The sequence below is a fragment of the Amycolatopsis sp. NPDC041971 genome, assembly GCF_055588925.1.
In genome coordinates, this window is record NZ_JBVJCE010000016.1 from 170,120 (window position 1) to 181,479 (window position 11,360).

The 11,360-nt window shown below is 69.6% G+C and carries 11 protein-coding genes; 3 read left to right on the plus strand and 8 right to left on the minus strand.

Features of this window, described 5'->3' with window-relative positions:
* Window positions 1-117: 117 nt before the first annotated feature.
* The 3 genes from ACZ6DT_RS28760 to ACZ6DT_RS28770 all read right to left on the minus strand — a co-directional run bounded on the left by ACZ6DT_RS28760 (window position 118) and on the right by ACZ6DT_RS28770 (window position 3,812).
* Window positions 118-852, minus strand: a complete 735-nt coding sequence (locus ACZ6DT_RS28760) for a hypothetical protein (protein WP_465600960.1) — start codon at window positions 850-852, stop codon at window positions 118-120.
* Window positions 853-1,152: 300 nt separating this feature from the next.
* Entirely contained in the window at window positions 1,153-2,574 is a 1,422-nt protein-coding gene (locus ACZ6DT_RS28765) for an amino acid permease (RefSeq protein WP_465600962.1), read from the minus strand.
* Between the two features lie 110 nt (window positions 2,575-2,684).
* Window positions 2,685-3,812: a BTAD domain-containing putative transcriptional regulator gene (locus tag ACZ6DT_RS28770; protein ID WP_465600964.1), complete on the minus strand. Its 1,128-nt coding sequence runs from the start codon at window positions 3,810-3,812 to the stop codon at window positions 2,685-2,687.
* Window positions 3,813-3,871: 59 nt separating this feature from the next.
* Here ACZ6DT_RS28770 and ACZ6DT_RS28775 point away from each other — a divergent pair, with 59 nt between their 5' ends.
* Window positions 3,872-4,903 (plus strand): hypothetical protein, encoded by a 1,032-nt coding sequence (locus ACZ6DT_RS28775; RefSeq protein ID WP_465600967.1) that lies wholly within the window; start codon window positions 3,872-3,874, stop codon window positions 4,901-4,903.
* Window positions 4,903-6,129, plus strand: coding sequence for a hypothetical protein (locus ACZ6DT_RS28780; protein WP_465600970.1), 1,227 nt, complete (start codon window positions 4,903-4,905; stop codon window positions 6,127-6,129). Before ACZ6DT_RS28775 ends, ACZ6DT_RS28780 begins: the two co-directional genes overlap by 1 nt.
* Before the next feature lies 1 nt (window position 6,130).
* Here ACZ6DT_RS28780 and ACZ6DT_RS28785 read toward each other — a convergent pair whose 3' ends face one another.
* The 4 genes from ACZ6DT_RS28785 to ACZ6DT_RS28800 form a co-directional block, all read right to left on the minus strand.
* Window positions 6,131-7,513, minus strand: coding sequence for a serine/threonine-protein kinase (locus ACZ6DT_RS28785; RefSeq protein ID WP_465600973.1), 1,383 nt, complete (start codon window positions 7,511-7,513; stop codon window positions 6,131-6,133).
* Between the two features lie 27 nt (window positions 7,514-7,540).
* Window positions 7,541-8,164 carry a DUF2238 domain-containing protein gene (locus tag ACZ6DT_RS28790; protein WP_465600975.1) on the minus strand — a complete coding sequence of 208 codons (624 nt, stop codon included), beginning with the start codon at window positions 8,162-8,164 and terminating at the stop codon, window positions 7,541-7,543.
* A 235-nt stretch (window positions 8,165-8,399) separates the two neighbouring features.
* Window positions 8,400-9,179, minus strand: a complete 780-nt coding sequence (locus ACZ6DT_RS28795; protein WP_465600978.1) for an isocitrate lyase/PEP mutase family protein — start codon at window positions 9,177-9,179, stop codon at window positions 8,400-8,402.
* Between the two features lie 37 nt (window positions 9,180-9,216).
* Window positions 9,217-9,357 (minus strand): hypothetical protein, encoded by a 141-nt coding sequence (locus ACZ6DT_RS28800; RefSeq protein ID WP_465600980.1) that lies wholly within the window; start codon window positions 9,355-9,357, stop codon window positions 9,217-9,219.
* Between the two features lie 342 nt (window positions 9,358-9,699).
* Between ACZ6DT_RS28800 and ACZ6DT_RS28805 the strand changes: the two genes are divergently transcribed.
* Window positions 9,700-10,023 carry an effector-associated constant component EACC1 gene (locus tag ACZ6DT_RS28805; protein WP_465600983.1) on the plus strand — a complete coding sequence of 108 codons (324 nt, stop codon included), beginning with the start codon at window positions 9,700-9,702 and terminating at the stop codon, window positions 10,021-10,023.
* Window positions 10,024-10,037: 14 nt separating this feature from the next.
* On the opposite strand, the gene ACZ6DT_RS28810 is transcribed toward ACZ6DT_RS28805, so the two are convergent.
* Window positions 10,038-11,279 (minus strand): PucR family transcriptional regulator, encoded by a 1,242-nt coding sequence (locus ACZ6DT_RS28810; protein WP_465600986.1) that lies wholly within the window; start codon window positions 11,277-11,279, stop codon window positions 10,038-10,040.
* Window positions 11,280-11,360 lie beyond the last annotated feature (81 nt).

Genomic DNA, 11,360 nt, shown 5'->3' on the forward strand with positions numbered 1-11,360 from the left:
ATGGTTCCCCCCCCACCAAAAACACCCCAAAAAAAAGACGACGGCCGCCCCCACTCTTCGCACTATGGAAACCCCCCTTCCCCCCACCGACCCCCCCCCCCCCCGAGCCGTGCGGCGTCAGACCGTGCAGTTCCTGGACGAACCCGTGTTCACCTTGGCGCCGGTGAACTCCTCGATGATCGCGACGTTCTCCGGGGCGTAGTTCTTGGCGACGATCTTGGCCACGTCCGCACTGCCGAGTTTCGCGGCGTGGGGCGCGGACTGATCCAGCCAGTAGGCCGTCCGGAGGAACTCGATCAGCACGAAGTCGCGCAGTTCGGGCTGGGCCTTGATCTTGGCCCAGTAATCGGGATGTTTCGTCTTGGCGACGCGCAGGTAGAGCTGAAGGTAGCGCATGTTCGTGGCCGCGATGTCCCGGGAATTGCTCGCGCCCACTCCCTGGATGTACTCGGCGACGACGGTCGCGGCGGGCAATCCCATGAGCCCGGCGTTGAGTTCCGCGATGACCCCCTGCATCCGGTACGACCCTTGCTGCTGGTCCCGCAGGTAGATGTCGTCCATCGAACGCGTGAGACCGTCCGTGATCAGCGGCAGTATTTCGCGGCGCGGGAAGCCGCCGTGGATCGGCACCTTCATCGCCTTGCGGGAAGCGTCGATCCACGCGGAGACGTACACGTCCCAGGAGGTTCTCGAAGGATCCAGATCCCACATGTGGGTCTCTTCGTGGATCGCCACCATCAGGGACTCGGCGAGCGCGTTGAAGCTCGTCTTGTCGACGAACTGGCTGAAGTACTTGTCCTTGGCCTGGGCGATCGCGAGTCCTTCGCCGCTGGGCCAGCGCCGCTTGTACACGGCTTGGATCGTCTGAAGCCACTTCGTGGACTGGAATCCGGCCTTTATGTCACTGACATCGGCTTTCGGTTGTACGGGTTCTTCATAGCAGAAGGGAGCGCGGGCGGGTTCCGTCTCTTGAGCGGTGGCGGAGACGGGGAATGGGGTGAGGGACAGGACGAGGCACGCGGTCAGCACGGTAATGCCATATCGGCGCATAGGGACCTCGTTTCACGGTAGGGTTTTCCGTGGGTCGGACGGAAGTGTCCCCTACCGATCACCGGTAATTCAATGATCCGGCGCGTACTACGGCTGTACAGGCTAGGAATTATGGCGGCGAACGGGCGAATCCGCGGCCAGCCGGGATCGGCGCATGCTGTAGCCGAAGTAGATCAGCAGGCCGAGCGCCATCCAACCGGCGAAGACGATCCAGGTCTCGCCATCGAGACTGAGCATCATGTAACCGCAGCACAGCACCCCGAGGATCGGCGTGACGGGCGAGAACGGCACGCGGAACGTGCGCGGGGCCTCCGGTTGCCGCTTCCGCAGCAGCAGGACGGCGATGTTCACCAGCCCGAAGGCGAACAGCGTGCCGATACTGGTGGCGTCGGCCAGCTTCCCGAGCGGGATGAACGCGGCCAGTGTCGCGACGAAGCCCGAGACCACCAGGGTGTTGATCCGGGGAGTGCCGGTCTTGGCGTCCACTTTGGACAGCGAGGCGGGGACGAGGCCGTCGCGGGACATCGAGTACAGGATACGCGTCTGTCCGTAGAGGACGGTCAACACGACACTGGAGATCGCCACGATGGCGCCGACGGCCAGCAGCCCGGCCCACAGCGGGTTGTCGGACACGGCGCCGAGCACGTGCGAGAGCGCGGCCTCCTTGCCGTCGAACTCCTGCCACGGCAGCGCGCCCACGGCCGCCACGGCGACCAGGCAGTACAGCACGGTGACGATCGCGAGCGAGAGCAGGATCGCCCTCGGCAGATCCCGTTGCGGGTTCTTCGCCTCCTCGCCCGCCGTGGAGGCCGCGTCGAAACCGATGTAGGAGAAGAACAGTTTCGCGGCGCCGGCGCTCAGCCCGGCCAGGCCGAGCGGCAGGAACGGGGCGAAGTTCGCCGCCCGGACCGCGGAGAACGCGATCGCGCAGAACAGCACCAGCGTGCCGACCTTGACCACGACCATGATCGCGTTGGCCCGCGCGCTCTCCTTCGCGCCGGACAGCAATAGGAACATGGCCAGCAGCACGACGACGATGGCCGGGACATTGACGATTCCGCCCGAGCCCGGTGGCTGGCTGAACGCGTCGGGGATGGCGAAACCGAACGCCAGCCGCAGCAACTCGTTGAGGTACTGCCCCCAGCCGACGGCCACCGACGCCACCGAGACGCCGTACTCGAGCACCAGGCACCAGCCGCAGACCCAGGCGACCAGTTCGCCGAGCGTGGCGTAGGCGTAGGAGTAGGACGAACCGGACACCGGGATCATTCCCGCGAGTTCGGCGTAGGAGAGCGCGGAGAACAGCGCGGTGATCCCGGCGAGCACGAACGACAGCACGACCGCGGGGCCGGCCACGGGGACCGCTTCTGCGAGTACGACGAAGATCCCGCTGCCCAGCGTCGCGCCGATGCTGAGCATGGTGAGCTGCCCGAGCCCGAGGGAACGCTTCAGCGTGCCGTGATCACTGTCGGCGATCAGATCGGCGACCGGTTTCCGCCGCATCGTCGCGGCTCGCAAAGTCATGCCGAGGACCGTATCTGCCGTGCCGGACACGCAGAACAGGAGATCGTTGCTTGGTTACCTGGATTACAGGTGATTCGTTGAAACATACCGTCGATCCATGAAGAATCGTTCTAACGGGTGGTCCCGTCCACCGGGCTGACCGCCGCCCCGCCGCTCGTCACCGCCAGTACCGTGTCGCCGCAGCGTACGACGTCGCCGGGAGCGAGCGGGACCGGCCCCGCGACGCGCTCGCCGTTGTGGAAGGTCCCGTTGCGGGAACCGAGATCCACCAGGACGGCGCCGCTCTCGCCGACGGTGATCTCGGCGTGGTCCCGGGAAACGGCGCCGTCGTGGCGGAGCGCGACGTCGGCACTCGCGTCCCGGCCGATGGCCAGCCGCCCCAGCACGGGCAGTTCACGCAGGCGGGCCCGCCCCGTGCCGTCGACCCAGGTCAGCGCCGGTCGCCAGGCCCCGGCGGCACCGGGGGCGGCCACCCGCAGCAGGGTCGCCGTCCCGGCGTGGGCGAGTACCGCGCGTTCCAGTTCCCGCAACGCCGGCCCCGGATCGACGCCCGCCTCCTCGGCCAGCACCCGCCGCGCCTGCCGGAACCGGTCCAGCGCCTCGGCTTGGCGTCCTTCCTGGTAGAGCGCGACCATCAGCTGACCCCAGAACCGTTCCCGCAGCGGATGCTCGGAGACCAGATCCTCGAGTTCCCGCACCAGGCCGGGTACGTCACCCGCGCGCAGATCCGCGGCGATCCGCGCCTCCAGCGCCTCCCAGCGCATCTCCGCGTAGAGGGCGCGCGCGGGGTCGAAGGCGGTGTGATCCGGCAGGTCGGCGCAGAACGGACCCCGCCACACTTCGAGTGCCCGCCGGTATCCCGCCGCGGCGCCGCCGGTGTCGCGTGCCCGTTCGGCGGCCCTGGCCCGGCCGATCCCGTCCTCCGCTTCGCGGATGTCGGCGCGGACGCCGAGAAGCCGGTAACCCGCCGGTCCGTGGAGCAGGGATCCCCCGTGCGCCCCCAGGTTCCGCCGCAGATTGTGCACGTGGACCTGTACGGTGGCGCGGGACGCGGGCTTGCCGGTGTCGGAGTAGATCGCCTCCGCCAGCCTGGTCGCGTTCACCGGCGCCTCTCCGGAAGCGGCAAGCACGGCGAGCACCGCCCGCGGCCGCAGACCACCAGGTGTGGCGGGTACGCCGTCGACGACCAGCTCCACCGGTCCCAGCAACCGCACCTCCACCGTCACGGTGCCGATCATCCCAGGTTCCTCCGGCAGCTTGAAGCGACCTTGAAGCGAAATGGGCTTAACTGACCGCCATGACCACATTGACCGCACTCGAAGACGTGGTGGACCGGCACGGACGCGACGCGCTGTCCGACCCGATCGTCCTCACCGGCGCTCTGCGCAGTCTTCCCGATCCGCCCCCTGACACCGAGATCAACGCGCTCGCCGCGGCGGCGGGGGCGGGCGCGGCCCAGCGGATGCGCGCCGTACTCGAAGACGGGGGCACGCCCGCCGAAGCACGCCAGGCCGCGACAGACGCTTGCGGCGGTGACGCGGGGGCGGAGTGGGCGTGCGGTCAACTCGGCGCGGCACTCGGCTATCTCCCGAGGGACACCGCGGCCGATGAGCCGACCACCGCGTTGACCACCGTGCTGGCCGGTGAAAAGCCGAAGCGAGGCAAGCGGATCGCCGTGATCGCGGGGGCCGTGGTCGTGGTGGCGGCCCTCGCCGCGACCGGTGTGAGCCTCGCGCTCCGCGGTGACGACGAGCCGGGGGCCGCCGGTCCGCCGGTCACGCCGCCGTCGTCGTCCTCCGTGCCCACTTCGGCGCCGTTGGGCTCGGCGCCCCAGGGCGGATCCTCCTCGGCGCCGGTCCCCGAGGAAGCGGCCGCGGCCTTCAAGGATCCGAAACTGCTCGCCGCGGCGAAACCGTACCTTGATCACCCCGACGTCCGCTGCGAGGCGGCGAAATCCATCGTGAGTGTCCGGGAGACCGTCAACTGCGAGCTGGGTTCCGGCATCATCGCCAGTTTCCGCGTGCTGTTCTTCCGCAATCAGCTCACCAATCTGCGTAAGGTGCTGCAGACCGACAACGATGGCGCACGGCCCGGGTCGATCCGGACACTGCGCTGGGAATACGTGCCAGGGCAGCCGGGCATCCGCGCGGGTATTCCCGTCGGCACCCCGCGCGGCGGCGACGGCACCCGGATCCGCTTTCTGGAGCCGGAAAACGGCTACGCCCGGCTCTACTTCGACGAGGACGCGACCGGGGTCGCCGTCTACATGCAGGCGGGCACCGACAATCAGCAGGTGCTCCGCAAGTTCTGGGCGGATCCGGACGCGTGATGGACGACCAGGATCCCCGGCTCGCCGAAGTCGTACGCCGCTTCGGCCGCCACGCGCTGACCGATCCGGTGGCACTCCGGTCCGCGCTGGAGCAATCCGGGAACGCTTTCAGCGCGGCCGAGATCGATTCGCTCGTGGCCGCGCTACGCGGTTCGGGAACGCTGGAAGCGGCCCTCCCGCGCGACCCCGAACCCACCGGGCCTCCGCTGAACCCCACGCGTGCGGAGAACCGGCTCACCTGGGACGGCCGTCCGGGCCGCACGACACGGCTGCTTCCCTCCGGCGCACGCAAGAGATGGCTCCTCGGCGGGGCGGCACTGCTGGTGGCCGCGATCGCGACCGGGGTGGTGGTCTTCGTCCAGGGCCGGGAAAAGCCCGCCGCGCCACCGCCGGACCGCTACGCGCTCGACCAGGTCGCCGGTCGCTACCGCGCGCTCGGCGCCCGCTTGCTCGACGGCGCGGTCCGGTGCGCCCAGCAGCCCGCGAAACCCGGTGAGATGGAACGGGTCGGCTGCGACGCCGGGCTCTACGCGCTCACCCTGGTCACCTACGACGTGCCGGGCAGGCTCACCGAGTCCAGGGCACTCGCGAGCGCCACCGGAGCGGTGCGTTCGGCGGGCAATCTCGGTCAGGGCGCGGCGTTCGCGATGCGAGAACTCCCGTCCGGGGAATCGACGGTCTACTGGGACGTCGACAGTCCCCGGCCGGTCAGCGCGACGCTGACGGCACAGAAGACCGGACTACCCGCTTTGGTGGAGTTCTACGACGCGCGTCAGTTCGGGGTGCTCAAGCGCCCCGAGGTGCCGGGGGTCGCGTTCTCCTCCGGCGCGCTGTGGGATTTCGCGCAGGCACACGTGCTCAACGAGCAGTCCGCGCGGTGTCAGGCGGTCCCCGCCACGACGGGCACGGCCGAGACGGTCAAATGCCCGCTGTCCGACGGCGCGATGCTGGTGTTCAGCTCGGCGTCCGACCACGACGCGCTGATCAAGCTGCGCTCGGAGAACTCGGCGAACGGCGGTGTGGTGCCGGGAAGTGTCGAGGTGCGGACCTGGAACCGCCTCGGCGGCCCGGCCGTCGGCCAGTTCATCCGGTTCGTCACGGCGGACGACCGCAGCCCGGCCATCTATTTCGACGACGACGCGAAACTGGTCTACGGCTGGTTCTTCGGCGCACCGGGCTCATCTCCGGAGGCGCTGCTGGAACGCTGGCAGCGCGGCTCGCGGTGATTCAGCCGAACCGGATCGCCGCGAAGAAGTCCTCGACGGCGCGCAGGTCGGCGGGATAGGGCGTGCCGACCCGGCCGTCGAGCACCGACACGGTCGCGTGCTCGTCGTCGGTCCAGGCGTACCGGGTGGTCGTGCCGAGCACCGTGCACACCAGCGTCCCGTTGTGCCCGTCGCGCGACCAGGACTGCTTGGCTGGCAGGTCGCCGGGGCACTTGCCGGCGGTGAGACCGGCGGGGTCCGTTCCGGCGCCGGTGCGCAGGTAGGCGGCGGCCGCGTCGGCGTCGTCGAGCGCGGCGATCCGGAGTTCGCCGGTCTCGCCGCCGGTCTGGCAGACGACCTGCGCGCGGACGCCCTCGTCGGCCGCCGCCACCGGCGAGCAGGTGAGCCCGGCCGGCGTGCTGCGGCCGATCCGGTCGGCGGCGGGCACTCCCGGCGACATCAGGAAGACCGCTGCGAGTACGACCGCGATCACCAGTGCCGCGCCTGCCACCAGACCCGCCACCAAAGCGGTCCGGCGGCGGCGAGGCTGCTCGGCGACGACACCGGCGGGCAGCGCGTCGGCGCGGATGACCCGGATGCGGTCGCGTACTTCACGCACCGTCGGACGGTCCCGGGAATCCTTGGCCAGCAACGACTTCAGCAGATCGTTGACCGCCGCGGTGCGCGGATCGCCGACCACGAGCTGGGGGATCGGTGCCCGGTCGTGCGCCACGATCACCTCGGGCTGACTGCCGTTGTAAGGCAGCTCGCCGGTCAGGGTGACCCACAGCAGGCAGCCCACCGCGTAGACGTCCGAAGCGGCGGTCGCGGGCTCGCCGCGAAGACGTTCGGGCGCCATGTAGCCGACGGTGCCGATCACGCCGCTGGTCTCCGCGCCGCGGTCGATCTCGGCCGACCGCGCGATGCCGAAGTCGCACAGGTAGGCGAAATCCTCGTCGTGGTGCGCGGCACGGGGCCGCAGCAGGACGTTGGCGGCCTTGACGTCGCGGTGTACGACACCGATGGCGTGCGCGTCGCCGAGCGCGGAGACCACCTGGTCCACCACCGCCAGCGCCCGGTCCGGGTCCATCGGCCCGGTTTCGAGCACCTTGGCCAGATCGGGTCCGTCGACGAGCTGCATCGCCAGGTACAGGCAGCCGTCCACCTCACCGTGGTCGTGAACCGCGACGACATGCGGCGAATCGAGCCTGGCCAGCGCCGCCGCCTCGCGGCCGAAACGCTCGCGGTACACCGGGTCTTCGGCGTAGTGGGGCGGCAGGACCTTCAGCGCCACCGGCCGCCGCATGCGGTGCTGCCACGCGCGATAGACCACGCCCATCCCGCCGCGGCCGAGGATTCCGTCGATCCGGAATCCCCCGAAGTCTTCACCGACGCGCGGCGTCATGCGGTTCCCCCTCTCACGCGAGCCACTCTAACCCGCGCGATCACCCGAAAGTTGCCGATCGTGCACGCGGCGCCAGACCAGCAGGGAGAGCACCGCGCCGCACAAGCAGAGGAACATGTCCCACTGCGTGTCCCAGACATCCCCCTGGGTGCCGAGGAAATCGTCCGCACCCGAACCGGCGACGAGCGCGCTGAACCATTCCACGAACTCGAAACCGGCGGCGATCGTCACGCAGACGCAGACGGTCAGGAACGCGAGCCAGGCACCGGGCCGCAGCGGGGACCGGCGCAGCAGCACTTCGCGTACGGCGATCGCCGGGACGAAACCCTGGACGACGTGGGCGAACCGGTCGTAGTTGTTCCGCTGGGTGCCCATCAGCTCCTGCATCCATTCCCCGGCCGGGGTTTCCGCGTAGGTGTACTGGCCGCCGTAACACAGCACGATCGCGTGCAGCACCAGCAGCCAGCACAGCAAGCGGGTCAAGGGAAAGCGTTTGCGCAGTGCCACCACCAGCGGCAGCCCGATCAGCACCCAGCCGACTTCCAGCAGCCAGGTGCCGGGCGACCTGGCCTGGACCCCGGTCGCCACGAGCACCGCGACGACCACGCCGACCAGCAGAAATCCTTCGGTCCGGCCGACTCCGCGCACCATGCGGAAACCCTACAGCGCCATGGGGATCACCGCCGATGACGAAGCTCGTGACCGGCGGTCTCGTACTTGCGGTCCGGCGGACGACACGCGCGCGGCCGGGCCCCGCCGCGAGTCGTCCGCCCAATCACGCGTGTTCGCCCTCCGATCACGCGTGTTCGCCGTCCAGTCACGTGTGTTCGCCTTCCAATCACGCGAAACCGCCACAGGGCGGAAGCCGGGAGGCGAACACCGGCCCTCAGTTCAGCTTGCGCATGTCGGCGGGCAGGCCGCCGCCGGCGTAGACGTCTTCGGCGAGCTTCGCCAGCGCGGTGAGCGCGACGTTCTGGCTGAACGGCCCGTAGGACACCCGGGAGACGCCGAGTTCCCGCGCGGTGGCCAGCGGGATCGAGCCCGGGACGCCGATCAGGTTCACCTTGCGCTCGCCCAGCGCCTCGACCAGCTTGCCGACCTGGGTCTCGTCGAGCTTGCCGGGCACGAAGACGTTCGACGCGCCCGCGTCCAGGTACGCGCGGCCCCGGGTGATCGCCTCGGCCAGCACTTCCTCGGGGTCACGGTCGCCCGCCCTGAGGAAGGCGTCGGTGCGGGCGTTGAGCACGAAGTCGATACCGGCGGACTGGGCGGCGGCGACCGCGGCCTCGACGGCCTTGATGGACTCGTCCAGCGGTTTCATCTGGTCTTCGAGGTTGCAGCCGACGGCGCCGACCTCGATCGCGCGGGCGACCGTGCCGCCCGGATCGCCGTAGCCGGCTTCCAGGTCGGCGGTGACCGGCAGATCGCCCGCCGACCGGACGATCAGGGCGACCTCGGCGATCATCTCGTCGCGGGGGATCTTCTCGCCGTCGGGGTAGCCGCGGGAGGCGGCGATACCGTGGCTGGGGGTGGCGAGCGCCTGCGTGCCGGGTGTTTCGGCGACGACCTTCGCGGTGATCGCGTCCCAGACGTTGACGACGAGCAGCAGTTCGGGGGCGGCGTGCAATTCCTGCAGCCGGGTGGCCTTCTCAGCGGGGGAAACCATGCCTTCAATCTAGAGGCCCCCGCAAGGAGGGCAGCACTCACGGCGCCGTGGTGAGCACGCTCGCCTGGGTCCGCCAGTCGGTCTGGTCCGGTGTCCCGCCCGTCCAGCGCTGGCCGATCCGGTCCAGCGGGTCGCGAGTGGACGGCCAAAGAGTCGGCCTGCCGTCGGGCGTAGTCACGGTATACCGGGGAATTCGTCGCGGCAGTTCGGTCGGTGAGGAACCGCATGAAAATACCCTTGAACTGCTTTTGGTTGCCGTCACAGGAATTCTGGCCGGTGTCGCAGGATTCGGTGAGGACGCCGTTCCTGGTCAGCGCCGCCCCCGTGAAGGGTCGAGAGGGTCGCACGACAGCACACAGACCACCGCCGTGGCGTTCACCGGTTTCCCCACCGGTACGGGAATTGCCGTCGTCACCGGCCGGTCAACGGGAACCACCGGTCAGATCTCAGGTCAGGATTCTTGTTACGCCTGGGGTCGAAGCCACGACTGGTAGGGATATCGCGTTTCGAGGGAGGCACCGTGGAGCTGACGATCAACGCCGCCGGCGATGAGCAAGCGCTGAAAGAGTTCTACGACTGGCTCCGCGACGACGCCGACGTGGTCCGGTCCGCGACGATCAGCACCGCGGAATCCAGCGACGCGGGCGCTTTCGAGGTCATCCGCGTGTCGACCGGCTCCCTGACCGGGCTGGCGAACCTGGGGATCGCTTGGGGCAACTTTCTCCGCTACCGCAAGGAAACGCCCCCGTTCACCATCACGGTCGAGGGCGAGCCGACCGCCGAACAGCGCGCCATGCTCCGGAACCTCGACCTGCCGCGGGTCGTAAGCGATTTGGGTCGTTAGAACGAATCACCGGCTCATGACACTCCCAGCCACCGCAACGTTTCCAGCGCGACGGCCACGTTCACCGCGTTCTCCGCCAACGGGCGCGGAAGCAGTTCGTCCGCCCGTGCCAGCCGTCGGACGACGGTGTTGCGATGGGTGTAGAGCCGTTCCGCGGTCCGCGTCGTGTTGCCCAGTTCGTGCACGTAGGCCCGGACGGTTTCCCGGGTTTCCGCGTCAGCGTGCCGGAGTTCGCCGAGGGTGTCGGCGATGAATTCGCCCGCCTGCGCCGGGTCGCCGGTGAGCAGGTCGAGCAGCTGGATGTCCTGATACCGCGCGATCTGCCGCGGTGAGGTGAGCCTGGCGAGCATCCGCTGGGCGGCGGCGGCGTCCAGATGGCTGCGGCGGAAGCCGTCGATCCCGCCGCCGGGCCGCCCCAGCGCCACGCGGACGTCGGGATGCGGCGCGAGGTCTTCGGCGAGCCGGTCCGCGCGCGGCGGGGTCCGGCCGGGCAGCCACACCCAGAGGGCGGCGGCGCTGGCGACGACGGTCAGCCGGTGTGAAGTGCCGCTGGCCCGCATGAGGGTTTCGGCGGCGCTTTCGAGCTGCTGGGACGACGGCGTGGCCGAGCCGCTCCAGACGATCGCGGCCGTATGCGGGCCGGCGAGCGGGTAGCCGAGCTGGGCTTCGGCCCGCGAGCGACTGATGGGCGCGCCCTCCAGCAGCAGGGTGACCGTGGCCCGCCGTTCGGCGTGGGCGCCGCGGGTCAGTTCCGAGCGTTCGGCCGCCATCCGTTCGGACACCGCGGCGACGGTGTCCTCGATGAACGTGGTGATCGACAGCGACGAGACGTTCAGCAGCTCGCGGAGCAGGACCGGGTCGGACGTGAGGTCGAAGCAGATCTCGATCCAGCGGCGCCAGGCCACCCCCTGCGCCCGCCGGTAGGCGTCGAGGCCGCCGGAGTCGAAGCCGCGGCGCACCATGTCGCGGGCGCCGTCGAGCACTTCCTGGTTCAGGTTGGCGGACACCCGCATCCCGGGGCGTTGCACGTTGGCGGCCGCCCAGTGCAGCAGATTCGCCAGATTCGCGCGTTTGGTGCCTTCGGTGAGGACGGGGTCCTCGGCGACCGCGCGCATACTGCCCCCGCCGAGCGAGGCCTCGTGCAGTTCTTCGATCCACTCGGCGCGCGGATGCAGCACGATCTCCGCGCCCCGTCGGAAGAGGTCGCGTGCCTCGGCGGACAGGGTCGGCCACGGAGATGCGGCAGTTTGCACCATGAGTGCATCATGATGGTGCAGATAGTGCTAGCGCAATTCCCCGCTTGCCCCGCATCGTGGAGGCAACCGAGACGAGGCTGG

Excerpts from the sequence above, each read along its gene's own strand:
- ACZ6DT_RS28765 (WP_465600962.1), bottom strand. The coding sequence starts at position 2,574 with ATGACTTTGCGAGCCGCGACGATGCGGCGGAAACCGGTCGCCGATCTG.
- ACZ6DT_RS28770 (WP_465600964.1), bottom strand. The coding sequence starts at position 3,812 with ATGATCGGCACCGTGACGGTGGAGGTGCGGTTGCTGGGACCGGTGGAG.
- ACZ6DT_RS28795 (WP_465600978.1), bottom strand. The coding sequence starts at position 9,179 with ATGGTTTCCCCCGCTGAGAAGGCCACCCGGCTGCAGGAATTGCACGCC.
- ACZ6DT_RS28780 (WP_465600970.1), top strand. The coding sequence starts at position 4,903 with ATGGACGACCAGGATCCCCGGCTCGCCGAAGTCGTACGCCGCTTCGGC.
- ACZ6DT_RS28790 (WP_465600975.1), bottom strand. The coding sequence starts at position 8,164 with ATGGTGCGCGGAGTCGGCCGGACCGAAGGATTTCTGCTGGTCGGCGTG.
- ACZ6DT_RS28775 (WP_465600967.1), top strand. The coding sequence starts at position 3,872 with ATGACCACATTGACCGCACTCGAAGACGTGGTGGACCGGCACGGACGC.
- ACZ6DT_RS28785 (WP_465600973.1), bottom strand. The coding sequence starts at position 7,513 with ATGACGCCGCGCGTCGGTGAAGACTTCGGGGGATTCCGGATCGACGGA.
- ACZ6DT_RS28810 (WP_465600986.1), bottom strand. The coding sequence starts at position 11,279 with ATGGTGCAAACTGCCGCATCTCCGTGGCCGACCCTGTCCGCCGAGGCA.